This is a genomic window from Streptomyces sp. NPDC039465 (assembly GCF_055639315.1).
This window is the reverse complement of record NZ_JBVKAP010000007.1, coordinates 302,985-325,453: the sequence shown is the minus strand read 5'-3', so window position 1 is coordinate 325,453 and position 22,469 is coordinate 302,985. Positions and strand designations below refer to the sequence as shown.

The 22,469-nt window shown below is 72.6% G+C and carries 23 protein-coding genes and 1 pseudogene; 13 read left to right on the top strand and 11 right to left on the bottom strand.

What is annotated here, in order from left to right; translation table 11 throughout:
* Positions 1-16 precede the first annotated feature (16 nt).
* Positions 17-1,282 (top strand): MFS transporter, encoded by a 1,266-nt coding sequence (locus ACZ7LT_RS24265; protein ID WP_471238188.1) that lies wholly within the window; start codon positions 17-19, stop codon positions 1,280-1,282.
* On the opposite strand, the gene ACZ7LT_RS24260 is transcribed toward ACZ7LT_RS24265, so the two are convergent.
* Positions 1,169-2,215, bottom strand: coding sequence for a GlxA family transcriptional regulator (locus tag ACZ7LT_RS24260; RefSeq protein ID WP_471238187.1), 1,047 nt, complete (start codon positions 2,213-2,215; stop codon positions 1,169-1,171). The two genes, ACZ7LT_RS24265 and ACZ7LT_RS24260, sit on opposite strands and share 114 nt — an antisense overlap.
* 71 nt (positions 2,216-2,286) lie before the next feature.
* Here ACZ7LT_RS24260 and ACZ7LT_RS24255 point away from each other — a divergent pair, with 71 nt between their 5' ends.
* Together ACZ7LT_RS24255 and ACZ7LT_RS24250 are read left to right on the top strand one after the other, a co-directional pair.
* Entirely contained in the window at positions 2,287-3,612 is a 1,326-nt protein-coding gene (locus ACZ7LT_RS24255) for an MFS transporter (protein ID WP_471238186.1), read from the top strand.
* Positions 3,613-3,676: 64 nt separating this feature from the next.
* Entirely contained in the window at positions 3,677-4,561 is an 885-nt protein-coding gene (locus tag ACZ7LT_RS24250) for a hypothetical protein (protein ID WP_471238185.1), read from the top strand.
* Positions 4,562-4,624: 63 nt separating this feature from the next.
* On the opposite strand, the gene ACZ7LT_RS24245 is transcribed toward ACZ7LT_RS24250, so the two are convergent.
* Entirely contained in the window at positions 4,625-5,215 is a 591-nt protein-coding gene (locus ACZ7LT_RS24245) for a flavin reductase family protein (RefSeq protein WP_471238355.1), read from the bottom strand.
* A 206-nt stretch (positions 5,216-5,421) separates the two neighbouring features.
* Here ACZ7LT_RS24245 and ACZ7LT_RS24240 point away from each other — a divergent pair, with 206 nt between their 5' ends.
* Together ACZ7LT_RS24240 and ACZ7LT_RS24235 are read left to right on the top strand one after the other, a co-directional pair.
* On the top strand, positions 5,422-6,237 hold the full coding sequence (locus tag ACZ7LT_RS24240; RefSeq protein WP_471238184.1) for a hypothetical protein: 816 nt from the start codon (positions 5,422-5,424) through the stop codon (positions 6,235-6,237).
* 43 nt (positions 6,238-6,280) lie between these two features.
* Complete coding sequence (locus ACZ7LT_RS24235) at positions 6,281-6,919, top strand: phosphoribosylanthranilate isomerase (protein ID WP_471238183.1); 639 nt, start codon at positions 6,281-6,283, stop codon at positions 6,917-6,919.
* Here ACZ7LT_RS24235 and ACZ7LT_RS24230 read toward each other — a convergent pair.
* Both ACZ7LT_RS24230 and ACZ7LT_RS24225 read right to left on the bottom strand, forming a co-directional pair.
* Positions 6,916-7,740 (bottom strand): enoyl-CoA hydratase/isomerase family protein, encoded by an 825-nt coding sequence (locus tag ACZ7LT_RS24230; protein ID WP_471238182.1) that lies wholly within the window; start codon positions 7,738-7,740, stop codon positions 6,916-6,918. The two genes, ACZ7LT_RS24235 and ACZ7LT_RS24230, sit on opposite strands and share 4 nt — an antisense overlap.
* Before the next feature lie 91 nt (positions 7,741-7,831).
* A complete protein-coding gene (locus tag ACZ7LT_RS24225; RefSeq protein ID WP_471238181.1) occupies positions 7,832-10,054 on the bottom strand; it encodes an acetate--CoA ligase family protein in 2,223 nt (740 codons plus the stop codon).
* 197 nt (positions 10,055-10,251) lie between these two features.
* Between ACZ7LT_RS24225 and ACZ7LT_RS24220 the strand changes: the two genes are divergently transcribed.
* Positions 10,252-11,994, top strand: a complete 1,743-nt coding sequence (locus ACZ7LT_RS24220; protein WP_471238180.1) for an FG-GAP-like repeat-containing protein — start codon at positions 10,252-10,254, stop codon at positions 11,992-11,994.
* Between the two features lie 18 nt (positions 11,995-12,012).
* On the opposite strand, the gene ACZ7LT_RS24215 is transcribed toward ACZ7LT_RS24220, so the two are convergent.
* On the bottom strand, positions 12,013-13,188 hold the full coding sequence (locus ACZ7LT_RS24215) for a flavin-containing monooxygenase (RefSeq protein ID WP_471238178.1): 1,176 nt from the start codon (positions 13,186-13,188) through the stop codon (positions 12,013-12,015).
* 160 nt (positions 13,189-13,348) lie between these two features.
* Here ACZ7LT_RS24215 and ACZ7LT_RS24210 point away from each other — a divergent pair, with 160 nt between their 5' ends.
* Together ACZ7LT_RS24210 and ACZ7LT_RS24205 are read left to right on the top strand one after the other, a co-directional pair.
* Positions 13,349-13,798, top strand: coding sequence for a DoxX family protein (locus tag ACZ7LT_RS24210; RefSeq protein ID WP_471238177.1), 450 nt, complete (start codon positions 13,349-13,351; stop codon positions 13,796-13,798).
* On the top strand, positions 13,798-14,202 hold the full coding sequence (locus ACZ7LT_RS24205; RefSeq protein ID WP_471238176.1) for a Zn-ribbon domain-containing OB-fold protein: 405 nt from the start codon (positions 13,798-13,800) through the stop codon (positions 14,200-14,202). The genes ACZ7LT_RS24210 and ACZ7LT_RS24205 overlap by 1 nt, the downstream gene beginning before the upstream one ends.
* A gap of 15 nt (positions 14,203-14,217) precedes the next feature.
* Here ACZ7LT_RS24205 and ACZ7LT_RS24200 read toward each other — a convergent pair whose 3' ends face one another.
* Both ACZ7LT_RS24200 and ACZ7LT_RS24195 read right to left on the bottom strand, forming a co-directional pair.
* Positions 14,218-14,466, bottom strand: a complete 249-nt coding sequence (locus ACZ7LT_RS24200) for an SCO4226 family nickel-binding protein (RefSeq protein ID WP_471238175.1) — start codon at positions 14,464-14,466, stop codon at positions 14,218-14,220.
* Between the two features lie 35 nt (positions 14,467-14,501).
* Positions 14,502-15,134: a TetR/AcrR family transcriptional regulator gene (locus ACZ7LT_RS24195; protein WP_471238174.1), complete on the bottom strand. Its 633-nt coding sequence runs from the start codon at positions 15,132-15,134 to the stop codon at positions 14,502-14,504.
* Between the two features lie 103 nt (positions 15,135-15,237).
* Here ACZ7LT_RS24195 and ACZ7LT_RS24190 point away from each other — a divergent pair, with 103 nt between their 5' ends.
* The gene (locus ACZ7LT_RS24190) at positions 15,238-15,984 is read left to right on the top strand and encodes an SDR family NAD(P)-dependent oxidoreductase (protein ID WP_471238173.1); all 747 of its coding nucleotides are present in this window, start codon (positions 15,238-15,240) and stop codon (positions 15,982-15,984) included.
* 25 nt (positions 15,985-16,009) lie between these two features.
* On the opposite strand, the gene ACZ7LT_RS24185 is transcribed toward ACZ7LT_RS24190, so the two are convergent.
* Positions 16,010-16,687: a pyridoxine/pyridoxamine 5'-phosphate oxidase gene (locus ACZ7LT_RS24185; RefSeq protein WP_471238172.1), complete on the bottom strand. Its 678-nt coding sequence runs from the start codon at positions 16,685-16,687 to the stop codon at positions 16,010-16,012.
* 48 nt (positions 16,688-16,735) lie between these two features.
* Between ACZ7LT_RS24185 and ACZ7LT_RS24180 the strand changes: the two are divergent.
* A pseudogene (locus tag ACZ7LT_RS24180) lies at positions 16,736-16,858 on the top strand (SAM-dependent methyltransferase); the annotation flags it as partial.
* Here the strand turns inward: ACZ7LT_RS24180 and ACZ7LT_RS24175 are convergent.
* Together ACZ7LT_RS24175 and ACZ7LT_RS24170 are read right to left on the bottom strand one after the other, a co-directional pair.
* Positions 16,806-18,089, bottom strand: coding sequence for an FAD-dependent monooxygenase (locus ACZ7LT_RS24175; protein ID WP_471238171.1), 1,284 nt, complete (start codon positions 18,087-18,089; stop codon positions 16,806-16,808). The pseudogene ACZ7LT_RS24180 and the gene ACZ7LT_RS24175 overlap by 53 nt on opposite strands.
* A gap of 121 nt (positions 18,090-18,210) precedes the next feature.
* Entirely contained in the window at positions 18,211-19,398 is a 1,188-nt protein-coding gene (locus ACZ7LT_RS24170; protein ID WP_471238170.1) for a thiolase C-terminal domain-containing protein, read from the bottom strand.
* Positions 19,399-19,431: 33 nt separating this feature from the next.
* Between ACZ7LT_RS24170 and ACZ7LT_RS24165 the strand changes: the two genes are divergently transcribed.
* The 3 genes from ACZ7LT_RS24165 (at position 19,432) to ACZ7LT_RS24155 (ending at position 21,572) form a co-directional block, all read left to right on the top strand.
* The gene (locus ACZ7LT_RS24165) at positions 19,432-19,803 is read left to right on the top strand and encodes an iron chaperone (protein ID WP_471238169.1); all 372 of its coding nucleotides are present in this window, start codon (positions 19,432-19,434) and stop codon (positions 19,801-19,803) included.
* An 84-nt stretch (positions 19,804-19,887) separates the two neighbouring features.
* Positions 19,888-21,063, top strand: a complete 1,176-nt coding sequence (locus ACZ7LT_RS24160; protein WP_471238168.1) for an acyl-CoA dehydrogenase family protein — start codon at positions 19,888-19,890, stop codon at positions 21,061-21,063.
* The gene (locus ACZ7LT_RS24155; protein ID WP_471238167.1) at positions 21,063-21,572 is read left to right on the top strand and encodes a nitroreductase family deazaflavin-dependent oxidoreductase; all 510 of its coding nucleotides are present in this window, start codon (positions 21,063-21,065) and stop codon (positions 21,570-21,572) included. Before ACZ7LT_RS24160 ends, ACZ7LT_RS24155 begins: the two co-directional genes overlap by 1 nt.
* A 153-nt stretch (positions 21,573-21,725) precedes the next feature.
* On the opposite strand, the gene ACZ7LT_RS24150 is transcribed toward ACZ7LT_RS24155, so the two are convergent.
* The gene (locus ACZ7LT_RS24150; RefSeq protein WP_471238166.1) at positions 21,726-22,373 is read right to left on the bottom strand and encodes a TetR family transcriptional regulator; all 648 of its coding nucleotides are present in this window, start codon (positions 22,371-22,373) and stop codon (positions 21,726-21,728) included.
* Between the last annotated feature and the right edge of the window lie 96 nt (positions 22,374-22,469).

Genomic DNA, 22,469 nt, shown 5'->3' with positions numbered 1-22,469 from the left:
GGCTACGGTCATGGCCATGTCCTACCGAGAGCTGGCCACCCGGCCCGTCCTGACCTGGGCCGCCGTCGTCGTCGCCGCCCGCATGCCCGTCGCCATGGCGCCTCTCGCACTGGTCTTCCTCGTCCGTGAGCGGCCCGGCGGCTACACCCTCGGCGCGGTACTCGCCGCGGTCTACGTCATCGGCGAGGTCATCGGCGCCCCGCTCCTCGGTACCCGGCTGCGGCCCGACCGGCCGCGCCCCCATGTGGCCGTCGGACTGGCCGCCGGTGCGGCCGGTTTCACTGGACTCGGCGTCCTGCCCGGCGCCCACCCCGTCGTCCTCGGAGCGTGCGCGTTCCTCGCCGGGTTCGCGCCTGCCTCCGCGCCCGGCGCGACGCGCGCCCTGCTCACCGGCATGGTCCCCGAACGGGCGGTCGCCCAGGCGCTGAGCCTGGAGTCGGTGCTCACCTTCGTCATCTGGGCGGCCGCGCCCGCGATCGCCACGAGCCTCGCGCTCGGCGCGGCCCCGTACGCGCCGCTGCTCCTCGCCGGCGCCATGATGGCGGTCTCCGTCGCCGGCCTGTGGGCGCTGCCCGCGGGCTGGCAGACGGGCGCGGACGACCTGAACGGGCAGTCGATGGGCCGCCTACTCGCCCGCGCCTGGCCGCTGTACGTGACCGGCGCGGCGAGCCTGTCCCTGCTGGCGCTGACCGAACTGATCCTGCCCGCGCTCCTGGAACAGCGGTCCATCGGCATCGGCTGGGCGGGACCGCTCCTCGCCGGGTTCTCGATCGCCTCGGCGGTGGGCGCGTTCGTGTACGGGCTGCGCAGCTGGCCGGGCCGGCTGCCCACGCAGAGCCTGGTGCTGCTCCTCGGTGTCTCCGCGGGCGTCACGCTCGTCGCCGTACTGCCGTGGACGGCCGTCATGGGCGCCGCGCTGGTCGCCGCCGGACTGCTCCAGGCACCCTCGAGCCTGGCCCGGAACCTGTCGCTCCGCGAGACGCTCCCCTCGAGCGCGCTGGCCGCCGGGTACTCGGTGATGTACGCGGCCGTCGGCGCCGGTTACGCGGCCACCGGCTCTCTCGCGGGCGGTCTGCTGCGCGTCGTGGCACCGTCCACGGCGATCCTGGTCGGCGTGGGACTCACCTTGCTCCTGGCGCTGATCGGGGCGGTGGGGGAGCGCCGCATGTCACCCGTGCGGGGCGCCGGTTCCGACCCCGCCGCGGACAGTGCCGCCTCGAAGACCCCCGCTGCGGAAGGTGCGGCGGTAGACCGTCGGCGGGACGCCGAGCGCAGCCTGTAGGTGCTGGCGCATCGACTGGGCCGTGCCGAAGCCGGCGTCCTGCGCGACCTGGTCGATCGAGAGGTCGCTGGACTCCAGCAGATGCCGGGCCCGTTCGACCCGCTGGGCGGTCAGCCACTGCCCGGGGCTCACGCCCACCTCCTCGCGGAAGCGGCGCGTGAAGGTCCGTACGCTCATCGCCTCCTGCTCGGCCAGATCGCGCAGCTGGATCGGCTCGTGCAGATGCGCGAGGGCCCAGGCGCGCGCGGTGGTGGTGGTGTGGGTGCCCGGCTCGGGGATCGGCCGCTCGATGTACTGGGCCTGGCCGCCGTCGCGGTGCGGGGGTACGACGGTCCGGCGGGCGACCTCGTTGGCGACGGCGGAGCCGTGGTCGCGGCGCACGATGTGCAGGCACAGGTCGATCCCGGCGGCGACGCCCGCCGAGGTGAGGACGTCGCCGTCGTCGATGAACAGCACGTCCGCGTCGACCTCGACGGCCGGGAACAGCCGCTGGAAGTGCTCGGCCGCCGCCCAGTGGGTGGTGGCCCGCCGCCCGTCGAGGTAGCCCGCAGCGGCGAGGACGTACCCGCCGGTGCAGATGGAGACCAGGCGCGTGCCCGGCCGGATGCGGGCCAGCGCCGCCGCCAGCGGGGCGGTCAGCCGCCCCTCCTCGTACACCGGCCCCAGTTCGTACGAGGCGGGGACGATGACCGTGTCCGCCGTGGCCAGGGCCTCCGGGCCGTGCTCGACCTGGATGGCGAAGTCGGCGTCCGTACGGACCGGTCCGGCGGTGGGCGCGCAGGTGACGATCTCGTACAAGCGGCGGCCCGCGGCGTCCTTGGCGCGGCCGAAGATGCGGTGGGGGATGCCGAGCTCGAACGGGAGCAGTCCGGTGAGGGCGAGGACCGCGATGCGGTGCGGGCGGTGGGGGCGGTGCTTGCGAGGTCCGGCCATGGCCCGATCCTAGCGAAAGCTGTCATTCGGGCCAGTGGTCGTGATCGGCCGCCGGCCCGAAGCTGTCTGTCGTGACCCAGACAACCGACTCCCGTACCGATCCGCCGTCCTCCCCGTCTTCCCCGGCTTCCTCGGCCGGCCGGCCGGCCCCGCGCGCCTCCCGTGTCCACCGCGCCTGGTTCGTCGCCGCCGTCGCTTTCGTCACGATCATCGGAGCGGCCGCCTTCCGTTCCCTGCCGGGTCTGCTCATCGACCCCCTGCACGGCGAGTTCGGCTGGTCACGCGGCACGATCGGGTTCGCCGTCTCGGTGAACCTCGCGCTGTACGGTCTGACGGCGCCGTTCGCCGCCGCCCTGATGGACCGCTTCGGCATCCGCAGGGTCGTCGCCGTCGCCCTGACGGTCATCGCGGTCGGCTCCGGGCTCTCCGTCTTCATGACCTCCTCCTGGCAGCTGATCACCTACTGGGGTCTGCTCGTCGGCCTCGGCACCGGCTCGATGGCGCTGGCGTTCACGGCGACCGTCACCAACCGCTGGTTCGCCGAACGGCGCGGTCTGGTCACCGGCATCCTGACCGCCGCCGGCGCCTCCGGTCAGCTCGTCTTCCTGCCGCTGCTCTCATGGATCGTGGCGAACCACGGCTGGCGGCCCGCCTCTGTCACGGTCGCCCTGTCCGCGCTCGCCGTCGTCCCCTTCGTCTGGCTGCTGCTGCGCGACCACCCGGCCGACGTGGGCCTCGCGCCGTACGGCGCCAAGGAGTTCGTACCCAAGCCGCAGCCCGTCACCGGCGCGGCCCGACGGGCCGTCACCGTCCTGTTCCAGGCCGCCCGCACCGGTCCGTTCTGGCTGCTCGCCGGCACCTTCGCGATCTGCGGCGCCTCCACCAACGGCCTGATCCAGACCCACTTCGTGCCGGCCGCCCACGACCACGGCATGCCCATCACGGCGGCGGCCTCGCTGCTCGCGGTCATCGGCGTCTTCGACGTCATCGGCACGATCGCCTCCGGCTGGTTCACCGACCGCTTCGAGGCCCGGCGGCTGCTCGCGGTCTACTACGCGCTGCGCGGGATCTCCCTGCTCTTCCTGCCGATGCTGCTCGCGCCGAGCGTCCACCCGCCGATGGTCTTCTTCATCGTCTTCTACGGCCTGGACTGGGTGGCGACGGTCCCGCCGACGATCGCCCTGTGCCGGGAGCACTACGGCGACGACTCGGCGATCGTCTTCGGCTGGGTCCTCGCCTCCCACCAGGTCGGTGCGGCGGTGGTCGCCTTCGCGGGCGGTGTGGCGCGGGACCTCTTCGGCTCGTACAACGTCGTCTGGTACGCCTCCGGGGCGCTGTGCGCGGCGGCGGCGCTGATGGCGCTGGTGATCCGCCGGCGGTCGGCGGCGGTGGCGTAACGGGGGGCGGTGTCGGACGCCCGTTCCGCCAGGGGGAAGATCGCTGGTGGGAGGGGTGATCGGGATGACGGGGACGAAGGCACGGCGCGCGAGCTCGGCGCCGTTTCTGCTGGCGATGTCGGTGCTGTTGGTCGGGGCCGTGCTGGTCGCCGAGGTGCTGGCCTTCACGGGACTCGACGAGGAGGCCTACCGGCGGCCGGAAGATCCGCCCATCTTCCTGGTGCAGATTCCCGCCATCGCCTGCTTCGGGCTGCCGTTCGCGGCCGTCGGCGCGCTCGTCACGCTGCTGGTGACCGTGGCCGGCGAGTGGCTCGGGCGACGCTTCACGGGCCGTGAGGTGTGGTGGTGGCTGCTGGTGCCGGCCGCCGTCGCCGCCGCCGTGCCGGCGGCCGCCGTGTACGCGATGTTCAGGTTCACGCTCGGGGAGGTGGTCGCCGGCTGGCTGCTGTTGACACTCGTCCAGTCCGTGGCGGCCCTGGTCGCCCATCTCGCGGGCGGTCAGCTGGCGCAGGGCCTCAGGCCGAAGTGGCAGGGGCGGGTGTACGGCGGCGGCGCGCTGGTCTCGGCCCTGATCTTCGCCCTCGGCACGGCGGTGTACGCCACCGGCCTCGTCGAGGCCTACCGTCCCCCGCACCTCGGCCAGATCGGGGTGACGGGCACCTGGACCAACAACGGCAAGGGCACCCTGCGCCTGGAGAAGGACGGCACCGCGCGGGCGGCCGGGGCGCCCCAGGACACCTGGCGCGGCGACACCCGCCACGAGGGATGCGTGGGCGAGGGCACCTGGCGCTACGAGCCCGCCAAGGACACCTGGAACCAGAAGCTCACCGTCTCGATCGGGAAGTGCTGGTTCGGTGCGTGGCGGGTGAGCGGCACGGAGGCGGACCCCAAGCTGGTCTACGAGGTTGGGGACCCGGACTCGCCGCAGTTCTTCGTCCTGACGCGCTGAGCGGCGTAGCGGTACGGGCTAGGGGGCGGGCTAGGCGCTGAAGCGGCCGAACCGCGCGTGGGTTCAGGCGCTGAAGCGGCCGAACCGTCCCCGGTGGAAGAGCAGCGGTTCGCCGTCGTCCTCGGCGCCCAGGGCCTCCACCCGTCCCACCACGATCAGATGGTCGCCGCCCGTGTGCACGGCCTGGATCGCGCAGTCGATCCACGCGGGCACTCCGGCCAGCCGGGGCGAGCCGGTGACGGGGGCGGGCCCGTGGTCCACTCCTGCGAACTTGTCCGCCCCGCTCACCGCGAACCCCAGGCACATCGCGCCCTGGTCGGCCCCCAGGACGTTCACGCAGAACACCCCGGCCCGGGCGATCCTCGGCCAGGTCGTCGATGTACGGGCGACCATGAACGCGACGAGCGGCGGGTCGAGCGACAGCGACGCGAAGGACTGGCAGGCGAACCCGGCCGGCCCCTCCTCGTCGTACGCGGTGATCACCGTGACCCCGCTCGCGAAGTTCCCGAGGACGCGTCGGAACTCGGCCGGGTCGACCGGCGGCCGTTCGTCCTCCCGTACCGCCCGCAGATCGGGGCGCGGGAGGGCCTCCACGCGCGCGTGGGCCGTCGGCGCACCGACCGAACTGAGGTAGCGGACGGCGGTGGCCGCCATCCCGGCGTGTCCCATCACCCTTCCATTGAAGCTGACGGTTCGTCAGATGGAAAGGGGTGCGGGGTGGTCGGCCGGTGGGCGTGTACGGTGACGTCGGGTAGGTATTGAACGCGTTCAATTACCGGGTGGGGTGGGGGCGAATGGCGAGATTCCGGGACGACTGGGCCGTCATGAGCAGCGTGCTGAGCGTCGCGGGATAGCTGTTTGTGGCGGCCGTCGTCGCGGCCTCCGTGATGGCGGACGCGCCGCCGTACGGCGTGACCGCCGGAGGCGTCGCCGCCGGGATCGGCCTGATCGCGCTCCTGGTGGCCATTCCCGTGGGTCTGCTGGTCGGCCTCGTCCACCTCTGCCTCGACAGCGCGCTGACCGTCGCGGTGGCCCGCCTCGCGGCCTACCTGGCCGGTCGCTTCGCACGGATCGTGTACTGGCTCTGCCGTATCGCGCTCCTCACCGGCACGGCGGCCCTCTACGCGATCCCGCTCGCCGGCGTGAGCGAGAAGGGCCGGCTCATGGCGTGGGCGTGGATCGCCGTCGGCGGGCTCCTGCCGGTGCTGGCGGTGGCCTGCGCCTCGTACCGCGAACCGCGTGGCGACGGCTGGGCCGTCCTGCGGATCAGCGGGGCGATGCTCGGGGGAGTGCTCGCGATCGCCCTTGCGGCGGCCGGGGCGGTGTACGCGCACGCCTATCGGCCTCCCCGGCTGTCGGCCGAGCAGTACGTGGGCGTCTGGCGGGACGCCCACGCGGGCCCGGCCGTCCTGCGGCTGGAACCGGGCGGCCGGGCCGTACTGCACCAGGTGCCCCAGGGGGAGGAGCCGGGCGGGCAGACGCCCGCGTGCACCGGCACCGGGACCTGGACGTTCCGGCCCGCCGACGACGGCCGAAGGGCCGGGGTCGACGTCCACGTCGAGGGCTGCCCGGGCGGTGGCGGCTGGGCGATCGCCGGGACCACCGGCGCCCTCGAGCTCTTCCTGGTGACGGGGGACGAGTTCGATCCGGGCCTGGAGATCCTGCGCAAGGACTAGCGTGGTGGTACACCGTCGGTCGCGAGCGCTTGGAGCAGCGGAAATGGGCACGTCCTCGTCGTCGTCCTTGTTCGTCAAAGTCTGCGGTCTGCGGACCGAGCGGGACGTGGACACCGCCGTCGAGGCGGGCGCGGACGCCATCGGGTTCGTCTTCGCCGAGAGCCCGCGGCGGATCGACGCCGGTACCGCGCGGCGCCTCGCCGAGCGGGTGCCCGAGGGGATCCTGACCGTCGGGGTCTTCCGCAACCAGCCGATCGAGGACGTACGGCAGTCGCTGGAGGCCACCGGGATGCGCGCCGTGCAGCTGCACGGGGAGGAGGACCTCGCCTTCTACGACGCGCTGCGGCCCGAGGGGCGCACGCTCATCCGCGGGGTCGCCGTGCGGGGCGAGGTGCCCGCTTACGGGGAGCGCGGCGAGGACATCCTGCTGCTCGACGCCCCCGTGCCGGGCGCGGGCGAGGTGTGGGACCACTCCGGCAAGCGGCTCCCGAACCCGGGGCAGCCCTGGCTCCTCGCCGGAGGCCTCGACCCGCGCAACGTCGCGGACGCCGTGCGCGCCGTACGGCCCTGGGGCGTGGATGTCTCCAGCGGCATCGAGATCAGCCGGGGCATGAAGAGCCCGGAGCTGATCACGGCCTTCGTGGCGGCGGCGCGCCGGGCCACGGCCGGGAACGGGGCCTAGAACCCCCGGTACTCGGGAGTGCGGCGCTCCACGAAGCTCGCCACGCCCTCGTTCGCGTCGCGCGTCGTCATCGTCGTCTCCACCGCCATCGCCTCCGCGGCGAACGCGGTGGCCCGGTCGGTGTCCAGGGAGGCATTCACCAGCTGCTTGGTGAGGGCGAGCGCGCGGGTCGGGCCCTGGGCCAGCCGCTCCGCCCACGCGCGGGCCGTCTTCTCCAACTCGCCCTCCGGTACGACCCGGTTGACCAGGCCCATGCGCTGCGCGTCGGCCGCCGGGAGCGCGTCGCCGAAGAACATCAGCTCCTTGGCGCGCTGCGGGCCGACCAGGCGCGGCAGCAGATACGCCCCGCCGCCGTCCGGCACCAGGCCGCGCCGGACGAACACCTCGATGAACGTGGCCGACTCCGCCGCCAGCACCAGGTCGCAGGCGAACGCGAGATGCGCCCCGATCCCGGCCGCGGTGCCGTTGACCGCCGCGATCACCGGCTTCTCACAGTCCAGTACGGCTCCGATCAGGCGCTGCGCCCCGAGCCGGATCGTCCGGGCGATGTCACCGGTCACCCGCTCCCGGCCGATGGACGGCGCGCCCCGCAGGTCGGCGCCGGCGCAGAAGCCCTTGCCGGTGGCGGTGAGGACGACCGCCCGCACGCCCGGGTCGGCGGAGGCGTCGGCGAGCAGCGCGATGAGCCGTTCGCGCTGGTCCCAGGTGACCGCGTTCATCGCCTCGGGACGGTTGAGGGTGATCCACGAGACGCCGTTGTCAGTGGCGTGCAGTACCAATGACTCGAGGGAGTTCGTGGATTCTTCGGGGGAGGAAGTCATGGTCCTGCGGCTCCGATTGAGGTGGCTGCGCTGCGGGTGGGAGCGCTGCGGATGGCTGCGATGTGGGTGGGAGCGATCGGGGTGGGGGCGGTCAGCGGCACACGGCGAGCGCGTCCAGCGCCACCGCGCCCTGGCCGCGCTCCAGCACCACCAGGGGATTGATGTCCAGCTCGGACAGGTCGCCGTCGAGTTCGAGCGCCATCCGCTGCACCCGCAGCACGACCTCCACCAGCGCGTCCACATCCGCCGGGGGCGCGCCCCGGACGCCGTCCAGAAGGGCCCGCCCGCGCAGTTCGGCGAGCATCGCCCGGGCCTGCTGCTCGCCGAAGGGCGGTACGCGTACGGCGGTGTCGGCGAGGACCTCGACCAGCACGCCGCCGAGTCCGACGGTCACCGTCGGGCCGAAAAGGGCGTCCTGCGTGACGCCCACGACCATCTCGACGCCCCGCTCGACCATCTGGCAGACGAGGATCCCGTCGAGGTCGACGCCTTCGTAGCGCGCGATGTCGGTCAGCTCGCGATAGGCGTCGCGGATCTGGCTGGCCGAGGTCAGCCCGATCTTGACCAGGCCCAGTTCGGTCTTGTGGGCGAGCTGGGCGCCGGACGCCTTCATCACCACCGGGTAGCCGACCAGACCGGCCGCCCGGACCGCCGCCGCGGCGCTGGTCACCAGCTGTTCGCGCGGTACGCGGATGCCGTAGGCGCGCAGGAGCTGCTTCGCCGCGTGTTCGCTCAGGCGGTGGCCCGGGCGCAGCAGTGCCTGCGCCTTGCGGAAGGACGGGGACGGCGTGCGCGGCGCCTCGTCGAAGGGGGAGTGGTAGCCCGTGGTGAACCGGCTGTGGTCCAGGTAGGCCTTGACGGCGGTGATGCAGTTGCCGAACGTACGGAAGGTGGCCACGCGCGACGATCCGAGGAGGGTCCGGCGGTAGGCGTCCTCCGTGCCGACCGGGGAGCCCCACACCACGCAGATCAGTTTGTCGGTGCTCTCCGCCGCGTCCACCAGGTCCTGCGCCAGCTTGTCGCTCATCGGCGGGAAGGGGCCGGTGATGGGGCAGATGAGGACGCCGACGGACGGGTCGGCGAGGATCGCGTCGATGATCTTGCGGCCGCGCCAGTCGCCGACCGGGTGGCCGCCGTTGTCGACGGGGTTGGCCACGCTCAGATAGTCGGGTATCCACCGGTGGAGCTCGTCCTGCTTGGCCTGGCTCAGGGCCGGCAGGGTGAGTCCGGCCGCCGTGGCCAGGTCGGAGAAGTGCGCGCCCGTGCCGCCCGAGATCGAATACACGACCACGCCCTCCGCGGCCGGTGGCCGGGCGCGGGCCAGCAGGGCGGCGGTGTCCTGGAGTTCGTCGAGACCGTCCACCCGGATGACGCCGAACTGCCGCATGGCCGCGTCGACGACCTGGTCGGCGCCGGTCAGCTTGCCGGTGTGTGAGGCGGCCATCCGGGCCCCGGCCTCGGTGCGGCCGACCTTCACCGTCACCACCGGCACGCCCCGGCGGGCGGCGCGGTCGGCGGCGAGGAGGAAGGAGCGGCCGTCCTTGAGGCCCTCGACGTAGCAGGCGATGGCCCCGACCTCGGGGCGCTCGGCGAAGTACGAGATGAAGTCGGCGGTCTCCAGATCGGCCTCGTTGCCGGTGGGCGCCCAGTGGGAGAGCCGTACGCCCAGCTCCTGCAGGGCGAAGACGGGGCGGCCCTGATGGCCGGACTGGGTGATCAGGGCGATCGCGGGGCCGTCCAGGTCGTCGCGGAACTCCTCGAAGGCGTTGAGGTTGGTGTTCGGGCCGAGCAGGCGCAGCCCCGACCGCCGCACGGCGGCGGACAGCCGGTCCTGGGCCTGCGCCCCGGCGGCACCGGTCTCGGCGAACCCGGAGGCGAAGGCCACGGCGAACTTCACCTTGGCCTCAGCGAGTTCTTCTATGACCGGAAGGGGGTCGGCGACCAGCAGGACGGCCAGGTCGACCGGGTCGGCGAGGTCGGCGACGGACGGGACGCAGTCGATGCCGAAGACGGAGGTACGGGTCGGGTGCACGGGGTGCAGCCGTGCCCCGACGCGCTCCGCCCAGGCGAGCAGCTGCTTGGTGATGCCGGTATTGGGACGGCCCTCGGTGTCGGAGGCCCCGACGACGGCCACGGACTCGGGCCGGAACAACCGGTCCAGGTCGGGAACGGGGGCGTAGAGGGGCCGGCCGCTGACGTCCTGGTCGCCCTCGGCCGCGGCCACGCCGTGGACGGCGGTTCCGGTCTGCTCTCCGCAGGCGACCACTCGGGCGCGGAGATCGGTGGTGAAGGTGCCGTGGGTTGATCCAAGCATCGTCCGCCCGCTCCTGCTCGTCCGGCAACACTTAACTGACGCATAGTCAGATTAGCGAACTGACGACATGTCAGGAACCGGTCGTGCAGGTAAAGGTGTTGTGCGTGAGCGCGCACAACCCTTCGCGTCACTCGAACGTCTTGCAATCGCACGGTGCTCTCCACCGTGCCTGACCGTTCTTCCTTGGGGGAAGTCACTTGTTCAGCCATACCGGCGCCGGCCGAGGTGCCCGTACCCGTACCCGAAAAGGCCGTGCCCTCGCCGTCGCTCTCGCGGTCCTGGCCGGGACCACCGCCGCCGGGGCCGTGACCGCCACCCCGGCCACGGCCGCCGAGACGCCGGCCGTGCCCCGGATCGTCTTCCATGAGACCGTGCGGGTCGACGGCATCCTCAGCAGCAGCCTGGTGACCGCCAACGCCGACGGCACCGACCGGCGCACCCTCGTCCCGACCGGGACCGGCCTGCCCAGGACCGACATCACCGGCGCGTCCTTCTCGCCCGACGGCCGCCGCATGGCCTTCATCAGCCAGGACGGCTACGCCGACGTCTGGGTGGCGAACGCCGACGGCACCGGGGCGCGTCCCGTCCTGATGGACGCCAACGAGCCCGACGGCTGGCTGCAGGGGCTCGACTGGGCGCCCGCGGGCGACAAGCTCTACCTGAGCTTCCGGGCCAAGCCCGGCCATGACCGGCTGCGGCTGATGCAGGTCAATCTGGACGGCACCGGCCTGAAGTACGTCTTCGACCAGCCCGAGCGGACCTGGGACGGCCAGCTCGACGTCGCCGCGGACGGGCGCCTGGCGTTCCTGCGCGGCAGCACGGTCCACCTCTACGACCCGCGCACCGGAGAAGCCCCCGAGGCCGTCACGCAGGGGCTGCACCCCAGCTTCTCGCCGGACGGCAAGAAGATCACCTTCGCCCGGTTCGAGGGCAGCTCGATGGACATCTTCGTCCGCGACCTGGCCACGGGCACGGAGACCCGGCTGACCCAGGGCGAGAGCGCGATGCTCCCCGAGTGGTCCCCGGACGGCGGCAGCATCATCTACATCTCCGGCGGCACACGCCAGCAGCTCACCGTCCACTCGGCGACCACCCCCGGGCCGGGCACCGTCCTCACCAAGGGCTCCGACGTGACGGTGGACGAGGCCGGCTGGGTCGTCCCCGCCGCCCCCGAGCCCCCCACGCCCCGCGGCGTCCCGCTCAATCGCGATCTCACCGGCGACGGGATCCCCGACCTGCTGGCCCGGGACGCGGCCGGGGTGCTGTGGCGGTTCGACGGCGACGGCAAGGGTGGCCTGAAGGCGCGGGTGAAGGCGGGGACGGGCTGGAAGCCGTACACGCTCACCCTCGCCGGGGACCTGAACGGCGACCGGCACGCCGACCTGCTCGCGCGGGACGCGGCCGGGGCGCTGTGGCGCTACGACGGCAACGGCAAGGGCGGTCTCAAGGCCCGCGTGAAGGTCGGCACCGGCTGGGGCGGCTACGAGCTGATCGCCGCCGGCGACCTGACCGGCGACAAGGTCCCCGACCTGTACGCGCGCGACGCGGCCGGGGTGCTGTGGCGGTTCGACGGTGACGGCAAGGGTGGGTTCAAGGCCCGGGTGAAGGCCGGTACGGGCTGGAAGCCGTACACGCTCACCGCGCCCGGTGACCTCACCGGCGACGGAGCCCCGGACCTGCTGGCCCGGGACGCCGCGGGCGACCTGTGGCGCTACGACGGCAACGGCAAGGGGGGTCTCAAGACCCGGGTGAAGATCGGCGTGGGCTGGAAGCCGTACCAGCTGACCGCGGCCGGCGACCTCAACGGCGACGCCGTGGGTGACCTGCTCGCGCGCGATGCGGCCGGGGTGCTGTGGCGGTTCGACGGCAACGGCAAGGGCGGTCTGAAGGCGAAGGTGAAGGCCGGTACGGGCTGGAGCGGGTTCAACGCCCTGGTCTGAGCGGGGCGGGCCGGGCGGTCAGGACTTCCTGGCCGTCCGCGCCAGCGCCGTGGCGATCTTCCGTGCGTCGATGGCCAGTTCGCGGAGCATGCCGCTGATCGGGTTGGTGAAACCGGTGAAGTACAGCCCCGCTGCTCCCGCCGGGCTGCGTCCGCCGTGCACCAGCGGGCGGCCGCGCTCGTCCAGCACGCCCAGGTGTCCCACCAGACCCTCCAGGGCCCGGTGGTAGCCGGTCGCGGCGATCACCGCGTCCGGGGCGAGGCACTCGCCGTCCGCGAGGACGACCTTGCCGTCCTCGAACGCCTCGACGGCCGCGACCGGTTCGACCCGCCCGGACTTCACCGCGGCGATTAACCCCACGTCCTGGACCGGCACGGCCCCCTGCCGCACTCGCGAGGCCAGCCCCGTGTCCGGGCGGGGCAGCCCGCGCGCCGACAGATCGGGCACGGAGATCCGGCCCAGCACGGCGCAGACCCGGTCCACGAACCACACCGGCAGTCTGCGCACCAGGATGCCACTGCGCTGCGCGGGCCAGCCGGCCGTGGAGCGGCGCACGATGTGCGGGACGGTACGGACCGCGAGCCGTACCCGCGCCGCCCCGCCCTCCACGAGATCGACGGCGATCTCGGCGCCGGTGTTGCCCACCCCGACGACCAGGACGTCCTTGCCGGCGTACGGGGAGGCGTTGCGGTAGGAGGAGGCGTGGAGCAACTCCCCTTCGTACGAGGGGAGGCCGGGCCACTTTGGGAGGCGGGGGGTGTGGTTGTAGCCGGTGGCGATCACGACCGCGCGTCCGGTCAGCCGACGTCCGCCGGTCGCGTGCAGGACCCACTCCGGGCCCTGGCTCCCGGGCCGCGGGGACGGCTCGGCCCGCTCGACGCGGGAGACCTCGACGCCCGTCACTATCTCCAGTTCGTGCAGGTCGGCGTAGGTTTCCAGATAGCGCACGACGTCGTCGCGGGACACCCAGCGGCCGGAGGAGCGGGGTATGGGCAGGCCCGGCAGCGCGGAGAGCCGTCGGGTGGTGTGCAGCCGCAGCCGGTCGTAGTGGCCGCGCCAGGACGCGCCGACGGCATCGGACTTCTCCAGGACGACGGCCCGTACGCCCCGTTGGCGCAGTGCAGCCGCGACGGCGAGGCCGCCGGGTCCCGCGCCGATCACATAGACGGGTCTGTCGTCGGTGGTTCTGTCCATGGATGCTCAGCGTAACGGCGTGCTCACTTGATGGGTCTCGGCCAAGAGGGGGTTCGGTTGCGAATCGATCACGCCCGCACGCCCCTTGCGCCGGGGGGCGCCATCCGCTGAACTGACGTACCGTCAGATGAGTGGTCGGATGAGTGGGAAGGTGTCCGGGATGCAGACCGTCTGGCTCACCGGCGGCGAGTGGCTCGCCGTCCTCCGTATCGGCCTCGGTCTGTGGTGGCTGGAGAGCTGGCGCCACAAGGACAAGAAGGGCTGGCTCGAGCGCGGTACGGGCATCGCCTGGGCCGCCGACGTGGCCGCCAAGCACAAGTGGCCCGCGGTCCGGGCCGGCTTCGACCGGGTGGTCGCACCCCGCCCGAAGGCCATGGCGTACGTCGTCGTCTACGCCGAACTCGCCCTGGGCCTCGGCCTGGTCGTCGGCTTCCTCACGCCCGTCGCACTCGTCGGCGGTCTGCTGCTCAATCTGCTCTACCTGACCCTGATGATCCACGACTGGGCCGAGCAGGGGCAGAACGCGATGATGGCGCTGATCTCCTTCGTCGCGCTGTTCGCCATATCCTGGCAGGCCTGGTCCCTCGACCACGCGATCGGGATCTTCTGATGACCGCCGTACCGGAGATCGACGCCTTCACCCGCACGTACTGGGACGCCGCCGCCGAGGGACGGCTGCTGATCAGGCGCTGCCGGGACTGCGCGCGCGCCCACCACTATCCGCGCGAGTTCTGCCCGTACTGCTGGAGCGAGAGCGTGGCCTGGGAGCGGGCGAGCGGCCGGGCCGCGCTCTACACGTGGTCGGTGGTCCACCGCAACGACCTGCCGCCGTTCGGCGCGCGGACGCCCTACACGGCCGCGGTCGTGGATCTGGCCGAGGGGCCGCGGATGATGACCGAGATCGTCGGGTGCGCGGAAGGGGACCTGCGGATCGGGATGGATCTGGAGGTCACCTTCCGGGAGGAGGGCCCGCAGGGCGTCGCCGTGCCCGTCTTCGGGCCGGCCGCGCGCTGAGGGCCCGGGCTCCCGTCACACCGTGAGCGGTACCGGGTGGATCTCGTCCGCCGCGTGCCCGGTCCGTTCATGGATGCGCTGGACGGCCTCCGCCGACGGCGCTTCGGACAGGCAGTAGACCGTCCCCGACTTCGGGTCCGCCCACGCGTTCTTGAAGTGCACGCCCTCGTCCTTCTCTATGGCGAGGTCCGCCTGGTGCGCTTCGTTGAGCTGCTCGGCCGTGATGCCCACCATGCCGTGATGGACGTCCATGTACGTGCCCATGGATTCCACACCTCCGGGGTGTCTGTTTCCTTCCCTCACTCCATGGTGCGCGCCGGGAGCGGCGGCGGCGCGGTGACCGCGTCCCAGGACGCCATCGCGCGCTCCGCGATCCGCTCCAGGTCCTCGCGCGAGGCGCCGTCGCGGGCCTGGACGGACATGCCCTGGACGACGGTCGTGTAGAAGGCGGCGACGGCGGCGGTGTCGGCCCCCTCGGTGAGGTCGCCGTCCCGTACGCCCTGCTCCAGGCGGTGGGTCAACTCCTCAAGACCGTTCCTGCGCCGCTGCGCCAAGTACTCCCGTACGGGGGCGTTCGCGTCGGAGCAGTTCGTCGCGGCCAGCACGATCATGCAGCCGGTGGGCCGGCCGCTCTCGGTGTAGGCGCGGGCGTTCGCCCGCAGCAGCGCCTCGACGGCGGCGCGGGCGGTGGGGGCCTCGGTGAGCGCGCGGGAGGAGGGGGCGCCCTCGGTGGCGTCGTACAGCGCCACGGATTCGCGGAACAGCTCCTCCTTGGAGCCGAACGCGGCGTAAAGGCTGGGGGAGTTGATGCCCATGGCGGTGGTGAGGTCGGTCATCGAGGTCGACTCGTAACCGTGCTGCCAGAACACCTCCATCGCACGTTCGAGGGCTGTCGTGCGGTCGAACTTCCGGGGGCGTCCGCGGCCGGCCATGCTCCCTCCTTTTTCTGTGTCGGTCATTAAATATATGCCTTGACGTGGCCGGGCGGCGCGTGATCTTATTTCTGTGCCGATCAACACAGAAATGGGGAGTGGCGTGAGCGAGCTCGCGGGCAAGGTCGTGCTGGTGACGGGTGGCAGCAGGGGGATCGGGGCGGCGGTCGCGCGCCGGCTGGCGGCGGAGGGCGCGGATGTCGCGCTCACCCACGCCAGCGCCTCCTCCAAGGCGAAGGCGCAGGAGGTCGTGGCCGAGATCGAGGCGCTGGGGCGGCGCGCGCTGGCGATCGAGGCCGACTCGGCGGATGCGCAGGCGGTCGAGGGCGCGGTCGAGCGGACGGTGGCCGAGCTCGGGCGGCTGGACATCTTGGTCAACAACGCCGGGATCGGCGTGTTCGGCCCGGTCGAGGACATCTCCCTGGAGGAGGTCGACCGGACGCTGGCGGTCAACGTCCGTGCCGTGTTCCTCGGCTCGCGGGCCGCGGTGGCGCATCTGCCGGAGGGCGGCCGGATCATCAGCATCGGCAGCAACCTCGCCGACCGCGTGCCGTTCGCCGGCAGCGTGCTCTACTCCATGAGCAAGTCGGCGCTCAGCGGCATGACGCGCGCCCTCGCCCGGGAGCTGGGCCCGCGCGGCATCACGGTCAATCTGGTCCAGCCCGGCTCCACGGACACGGACATGAACCCGGCGGACGGCGAACTGGCCGACACCCAGCGGAGTCTGACCGCCCTGGGCAGCTACCTGGACCCGGCCGAGATAGCGGCGACGGTCGCGTATCTGGCGGGCCCGGCCGGCCGGGGCGTCACGGGCGCGTCGTTCACGGTGGACTCGGGCACGAACGCCTGAGGGCGGGTCGGCGGCGGCGCCCCCGTCAGGGCCAGAGCAGCTGGCGCGTCCAGGCCTCGTCGTTCTTGACGTAGCGCAGCCGGATGTGGCGGCGGCGTTCGTCGCCCTGGAAGAACTCGACCTCGCGCGGCGCGAGGACGTACGTCGTCCAGGTCGCCGACCGGGCGTCCGGGTCCGCCTGGGCCCGCTCCCATGCCGCCTGGCTTGCCTGTCGCAGGGACTCGGGGGAGTCGAGGACCTCGCTCTGGTGGCCGACGAGGGCGGAGGCCAGCGCGCCCGTCGAGCGGACCCGCAGGTCGGCGTCGGCCTCCTCGGGGGTGCCGGTGGTGACCTGGCCCCGGACCCGTATCTGGCGGCCCTGCGCGGGCCAGTAGAAGCCGAGCGCGGCCTCGGGGCGGGCGGCCAGCTGGCGGCCCTTCGCGCTGGTGGCGTGTGAGGCGAAGTGCCAGCCCCGCTCGTTGGCGCCGTGCAGCATCAGCGTCCGTACGTCCGGCCGGCCGTGCTCGTCGACGGTGGCCAGCGTCATGGTGTGCGGCTCGGTCTGCCCGGCTTCCGCGGCCGCCACGAACCACGCGTGGAACAGCGCGAGCGGTTCGTCGGGCGCGGCGGCCGGATCGAAGGAGGGCAGCTCCGTGTCCCACACCCGCAGCGAGCGGAGGGTCTGCTGAAAACGGGCCGCGAGGTCGTCACCGGATCCGGTCATGGGTCCCATCATCCCCGGCCCCCGGACGACCGCCGACGCGCGGCCGTCGACCGGCTGCGGGAGCTGCATGAACAGATCCGGCGCGAGGGGCCGTTCGTGGCCCACTCGACCCGCTTCCTCATCGAGGCGCGGAAACCGGGCCGGGAGCAGCCGGGCGGGGAGCCGCGCTGACCTCGTACGCCCCGTAGTCCCTGACCGGGATGGCGTGCGCCGCCTTCTGGATGTCGGCGCGGATCTTCTTCGCGATCAGGTTTCGCCAGGGCATCTTCGGCAGTGAGCGGATCATCAGCATCCGGAAGGCGATCTTGCGACGGGTGGGCAGGGTCATCTCTTCGACGAAGGACTCCGCGAACCGCTGGTTCAGCTCCACGCCGGGGCGCATCCGCTCCTCGTAGCGGGCGAAGGCGACCGTGTGGTCGCCGCCCGCCGCGGCCAGTTCGCCCGCCAGGGTGTGGGCGCCGATCAGCGCGAGGCCGGTGCCCTGCCCGGAGGCCGGGGAGGCGCAGTGCGCCGCGTCGCCGAGCAGCACGACCCGCCCCTTGGACCAGCGGTCCATCTCGACGAGCGCGATGGCGTCGAAGTAGAAGTCGTCGGCCGCCGCCGCGTCCGCGAGCATCCGCGGCACCTCCCAGCCGGCGTCCGCGAAGGTCTCCGCGAGGATCCGGCGTTGCGCGTCCGTGTCGCGGTGGTGGCAGGAGAGCTCGGGCGAGGCGAAGACGAAGGAGTTCTTGGCGTCGCTCTCGCCGGCCGGGCTGTAGGCGCAGACCAGCCGGCCGGGCAGGGCGTGGTACGTCTCCCACTGCTGGAGCCCCAGATGGTTGGGGGCGGTGAAGATCGAGACGTAGGCGCCCAGATGACGGGTGAACCGCTTCTCGTCGCCGAAGACCAGCCGCCGGGTGTTCGAGTGCATCCCGTCCGCGCCGACGACCAGGTCGAAGCGGCGGCGCAGCCCGCTCTCGAAGGTGACCAGCACGCCGTCGGCGTCCTCCGCCAGGGCGGCGATCGAGTCGCCGAAGAGGTACTCGACGTCGTCGCGGGTCCGCTCGTACAGGATCCGCGCCAGGTCGCCGCGCATGATCTCGTCGTCGCCCTCGGCCCGCCCGCCGAAGATCTCGGCGGGCAGGGCACCGATCGTCCGGCCGGTCTCGTCGACGTACGAACCGCCCTTCATGTCGGTGGAGTGGGCGCGCACGGCGTCGAGGATGCCCAGCCGGGCGCAGACCTCGATGGCGGTGCCGCGCAGATCGACCTTGTAGCCGCCGGAGCGCAGTTCCGGCGCGCGCTCGACGACGGTCGGCGTGAAGCCGTAGCGGTGCAGCGCGAGGGCGAGGGCGGGGCCCGCGACGGAGGCGCCGGAGATCAGAACGGTCCTGTTGCTCAGGGGGCGGGTCGTGCGGGGCATGGCAGGACTCCTTGGTCGGTGGGTGCGGGGCCTCTCCGGCCTCGCACACCTGACTATACGGATGTCCTACACGCGTGTCTATGACGCTTGTATAGATTCTTGCCCGAGGGTGGTCCCGCGGTCAGCCGCGGCCGAGCACCACCGTCCCCGAGGAGCAGAACCAGCCGCCCGTCCCCGACGCCACGGCAAGCTCCGGGAGGCTTCCGTCCGGGCGCCGCACCTGGAGTCCCGGGGCCTCCCCGCGTAGCTGCCGCACGGCCTCCACCAGCAGGAACAGCCCCCGCATCCCCGGATGGCAGGCCGAGAGTCCGCCGCCGTCGGTGTTGACCGGCAGCCGGCCCTTCTCCTCGATGAACGGCCCGCCCTCGCCCTTGGCGCAGAAGCCCAGGTCCTCCAGGGTCACCAGCGTCATGTAGGTGAAGGCGTCGTAGATCTCGGCGAAGTCGATGTCCTCGGGCCCCACCCCGGCCCGCTCGAAGGCGAGCCGGCCGCTGACCGCCGCCGGGGAGACCGTGAAGTCCTCCCACTGCGCCATCGCCGTGTGCGAGACGTGCTCGCCGGTGCCTAGGATCCAGACGGGCACCTTCGCCGTGTCCGGGACGTACTCCTCGGCGGCGAGCAGCACCGCGCAGCCGCCGTCGCTGCGGATGCAGCAGTGCAGCTTGGTGAACGGGTCGGCGATCATCGGCCCGGCCAGGACGTCGTCCACCGTGATGGGGTCGCGGAACATCGCCTCCGGGTTGAGCGCGGCGTTCGCCCGCGCCTGGACGGCCACCTCGGCGAGCTGCTCCAGGGTCGTGCCGTACTGGTGCATATGGCGGCGCGCGGCCATCGCGTACTTGGCGACGAGGGTGTGCCCGTGCGCCACCTCGAACTGCAGCGGCCCGCGCGCGCCGAAGGAGAGGTTGGAGGTGCGCCGCCCCGCCTTGATGTCGGCGCGGGCGGTCGAGCCGTACACCAGCAGGACCGCGTTGGCGTGCCCGGCGGCGATCGCGTCGGCCGCGTGGGCCGCCATGACCTCCCAGGTGGCGCCGCCCACGGCGGTGGAATCGACCCAGCGCGGTCGCAGCCCGAGGTACTCGGCGACCTCGACCGGCGCGAGCGTCCCGAGCCCGGCCGACGCCAGCCCGTCGATCACCGACCGGTCGATCCCGCTGTCGGCGAGCGCGCGCCGCGCGGCCTGGGCGTGCAGGGTGTAGGGGGTGGCCTCGTCGACCCGGCCGCAGTCCGAGAGGGATATGCCGACGACGGCGACCTGGCGCCGCCGGGAGGAAGTCCGTCGGGAGGAAGTCCGCGGGGTGGCAGTCATAAATCTGACGGTACATCAGATAATCTGGCGCGTATGCCCCACAGCAGCGCCGAAGACGTCGACGAGTACCTGGCCGAGGTCGTGGAGCCCGACCGGCTCACCGTCCTCGTGCGGCTGCGCGAACTGTGCCGTCTGGAGCTGAAGGGGTACGAGGAGGGGATGGCGTACGGCATGCCCGCCTACCGGCGGCCCGGCGGCGAACCCGAGATCGCCTTCGCGAACCAGCGGCAGTACATCTCCTTCTATCTGATGCGCCCCGACGTCCGGGAGGGCTTCGCGGACCAGCTCTCCGACCAGGACATGGGCATGGCCTGCCTGCGCTTCCGCCGGACCGAGAAGGTCGACTTCGCGCTCGTACGGGACCTGCTGCGGGCCACCGCCGCGGGCCCCGGCCAGGTCGGCTGATCCTCCCCGCCCCCGCCCCCGCCTCTGGGCATTTGGCCGGGCCCGCTCTAACATGACGGCCCGTCAGATACGGAGGGGAGCTCCATGGACGCCGCCTTCACCGCGGAGCAGGACGAGATCCGCCGCACCCTGCGCGAACTGCTCGCCAAACGGTCCTCACCCGGCGACGTCCGGGCGGCGGTCGCCACCGCCGACGGCTACGACCCCGCGCTCTGGACCCAGCTCTCCGAACGGCTCGGCCTGCCCGGCCTCGCCCTGCCCGAGGCGTACGGCGGCGTCGGCTGCACCACCGCCGACCTCGCCCTCGCCGCCGAGGAGACCGGCCGCGCCCTCACCCCCTCACCACTGCTCGCCACCTCCGTCCTCGCCGCCCCACTGATCACCGCGCTCGGCACCGAGGCCCAGCGGGCCGCGCTCCTGCCCCCGATCGCCGCCGGGACGCTCACCGCCACGCTCGCCGTCCCCGGCGGGCACCTCGCCACCGCCCTCGGCCTGACCGGCGACCCCGCCGAGGGGCAGTGGGCCGGCGGCGGCCGGGCGGGCGGTGTCCAGGCCCGGCCGGTGCGGGACGGCTGGCAGCTGTACGGGGAGGCCGCCCAGGTGCTCGACGGGCACAGCGCGAACCTGCTGCTCGTTGCCGCGCACACGGGAGGCTTCGCCCGCAGCCGCACCCTCCTCTTCCTCGTCCGCGCGGACACCCCGGGCCTGAGCCGGCAGCGGCAGACCACGCTGGACGTGACCAGGCCGCAGGCGACGATCGAACTACGCGACTGTGCCGGGGAGTTGCTGGGCGCCGACCCGGCCGACGTGCCCGGCGCGCTCGCCGCCACGGGCCGCACGGTGGCCACCGTCCTCGCTGCGGAGGCGGTCGGCGCGGCGGCCGCGGCGCTGGAGCGGACCGTCGAGTACGTCCGTACGCGCGAACAGTTCGGCCGGCCCATCGGCTCCTTCCAGGCCGTCAAACACCGCCTCGCCGATCTGTACGTCCAGCTCCAGGCGGCTCGCTCGGCGGCGTACTACGCGGCCTGGGACCCGGACGCCGGAGGTCTCGCCCTCGCTCAGGCCCTGGACGCGCTGCGGACCGTCACCGGCGAGGCGATCCAGCTCCACGGCGGCATCGGCTTCACCTGGGAGCACGAGGCGCATCTGTATTTCAAACGGGCCGCCGCCGACGAGCTGCTCTTCGGGCCGGTCCACCGGCTGCGCGCCCGCGCGGCCGAGGAGGCCGGCCTTTTCGCCGACGAGATGGTGGCTCCCTGATGTCAAAGGGATCACAGGGACCCCAGGGATCTCCGGGACCTCCGGGAATCCGGCTGATCCAGAAAGTCTCCTCCACCCGGGCCTTCGCGAAGATCGCCCCGCATGTCGTCCCGGCGATGGACCGCGCGGTGCACCGCCTCACCCGCGGCAAGGTCATGCTCAGCGCGCGGATGCTGCCCGGCCTCGTCCTGACCGCGCGCGGCGCGAAGTCGGGGCGGCCGCGCACCACCCCGCTGGCCTGCATGCCGGAGGCGGGCGGCAGCTGGATCCTGGTCGGCTCCAACTTCGGCCGTCCGGGGCACCCCGCGTGGACCGCGAACCTGCTCGCGCACCCGGACGCGCGGGTGAGCCTGCGCGGCGAGGAGTTCGGCGTACGGGCCGAGCTGCTGACCGGTGAGGAGCGGGCGCGGGCGTGGGCGGCGGTGCTGCACTTCTGGCCGCCGTACGCCACGTACCAGGCCCGGGTGGAGCGGGAGATCAGACTCTTCCGGCTGACGCGTACGGAGTGACGCCACGGCATGCGGATACGGGAACGCCGACGGCGGTCGCAAGGGTGAACCGCCGTCGGCGTGACAGGACTTGACGACGGGACGGACGTAAGGGGAGAGCCGTGGCAGGTGCGTCTGCACGCAGCGCTCTGGGGGGTGGGGCGTATGCCGGCGTTACTTCGTCGGCTTCTTGCCGGTGATGCCCAGATGGACCAACAGGGCCAGGTTCGGCTTGAGTTCGGCCTGCTTGACGCCCCAGGTCTGGAAGCCCTTCTGGTGCCCGGCGACCGCGGCCAGCATCGCGACCAGCGAGCCCGCCATCGCCGCGGGGCTGACGTCCTTGTCGACCTTGCCCTTGGACTGGAGCTCCTTCACCGCGTCCGTGAGGGAGTTGGTGACGGAGTTCAGGATCTTCATGCGGATCTTGTAGAACCGCTTGTCGCCCTCTGCGGCCCCCAGGTCCACCACGCGCAGGATCGCGTCGTGGCGGCGCCAGAAGTCCAGGAAGCCTTCGACGAGTTCCTCGGCGGTCTGCCAGCCGGCCTTGCCGATCCAGGCGCGGCCGGAGACCAATTCGGTCAACCCCGCGCCCTCCTTGGCCATTTCCTCGGCGATCTCGAGGACCGCGCCCTCGACGTCCGGGAAGTACTGGTAGAACGTCGCGGGTGAGGTACCCGCCTTCCGGGCCACGTCGATGACTTTGACGTCCCGGTACGGCGAGGAGCTGAGCATCTCGCTGAGGCAGTCGAGCAGCTTCTGCCGCGTCGCCTGACCGCGTCGACCGGCCACGCGGCCGTCGACGGTGCGTACTTGTCCTGTCATGCCGTCAGCTTACCGAGGGGTGATCGGCGCGCGATTCGGCCGACTGCAAATGGGGTGCACCCCGGTCCGCGGCCGCCGGATGTCCAGGCGCCACAC

Bases quoted from the DNA above. Each gene is read 5' to 3' on its own strand.
- ACZ7LT_RS24245 (WP_471238355.1), bottom strand. From the start codon at position 5,215: ATGGCGGCCACCGCCGTCCGCTACCTCAGTTCGGTCGGTGCGCCGACG.
- ACZ7LT_RS24205 (WP_471238176.1), top strand. From the start codon at position 13,798: ATGACCGCCGTACCGGAGATCGACGCCTTCACCCGCACGTACTGGGAC.
- ACZ7LT_RS24160 (WP_471238168.1), top strand. From the start codon at position 19,888: ATGGACGCCGCCTTCACCGCGGAGCAGGACGAGATCCGCCGCACCCTG.
- ACZ7LT_RS24230 (WP_471238182.1), bottom strand. From the start codon at position 7,740: ATGACTTCCTCCCCCGAAGAATCCACGAACTCCCTCGAGTCATTGGTA.
- ACZ7LT_RS24210 (WP_471238177.1), top strand. From the start codon at position 13,349: ATGCAGACCGTCTGGCTCACCGGCGGCGAGTGGCTCGCCGTCCTCCGT.
- ACZ7LT_RS24235 (WP_471238183.1), top strand. From the start codon at position 6,281: ATGGGCACGTCCTCGTCGTCGTCCTTGTTCGTCAAAGTCTGCGGTCTG.
- ACZ7LT_RS24150 (WP_471238166.1), bottom strand. From the start codon at position 22,373: ATGACAGGACAAGTACGCACCGTCGACGGCCGCGTGGCCGGTCGACGC.
- ACZ7LT_RS24215 (WP_471238178.1), bottom strand. From the start codon at position 13,188: ATGGACAGAACCACCGACGACAGACCCGTCTATGTGATCGGCGCGGGA.
- ACZ7LT_RS24265 (WP_471238188.1), top strand. From the start codon at position 17: ATGTCCTACCGAGAGCTGGCCACCCGGCCCGTCCTGACCTGGGCCGCC.
- ACZ7LT_RS24185 (WP_471238172.1), bottom strand. From the start codon at position 16,687: ATGACCGGATCCGGTGACGACCTCGCGGCCCGTTTTCAGCAGACCCTC.
- ACZ7LT_RS24175 (WP_471238171.1), bottom strand. From the start codon at position 18,089: ATGCCCCGCACGACCCGCCCCCTGAGCAACAGGACCGTTCTGATCTCC.
- ACZ7LT_RS24200 (WP_471238175.1), bottom strand. From the start codon at position 14,466: ATGGGCACGTACATGGACGTCCATCACGGCATGGTGGGCATCACGGCC.
- ACZ7LT_RS24155 (WP_471238167.1), top strand. From the start codon at position 21,063: ATGTCAAAGGGATCACAGGGACCCCAGGGATCTCCGGGACCTCCGGGA.
- ACZ7LT_RS24165 (WP_471238169.1), top strand. From the start codon at position 19,432: ATGCCCCACAGCAGCGCCGAAGACGTCGACGAGTACCTGGCCGAGGTC.
- ACZ7LT_RS24260 (WP_471238187.1), bottom strand. From the start codon at position 2,215: ATGGCCGGACCTCGCAAGCACCGCCCCCACCGCCCGCACCGCATCGCG.
- ACZ7LT_RS24225 (WP_471238181.1), bottom strand. From the start codon at position 10,054: ATGCTTGGATCAACCCACGGCACCTTCACCACCGATCTCCGCGCCCGA.
- ACZ7LT_RS24250 (WP_471238185.1), top strand. From the start codon at position 3,677: ATGACGGGGACGAAGGCACGGCGCGCGAGCTCGGCGCCGTTTCTGCTG.
- ACZ7LT_RS24170 (WP_471238170.1), bottom strand. From the start codon at position 19,398: ATGACTGCCACCCCGCGGACTTCCTCCCGACGGACTTCCTCCCGGCGG.
- ACZ7LT_RS24195 (WP_471238174.1), bottom strand. From the start codon at position 15,134: ATGGCCGGCCGCGGACGCCCCCGGAAGTTCGACCGCACGACAGCCCTC.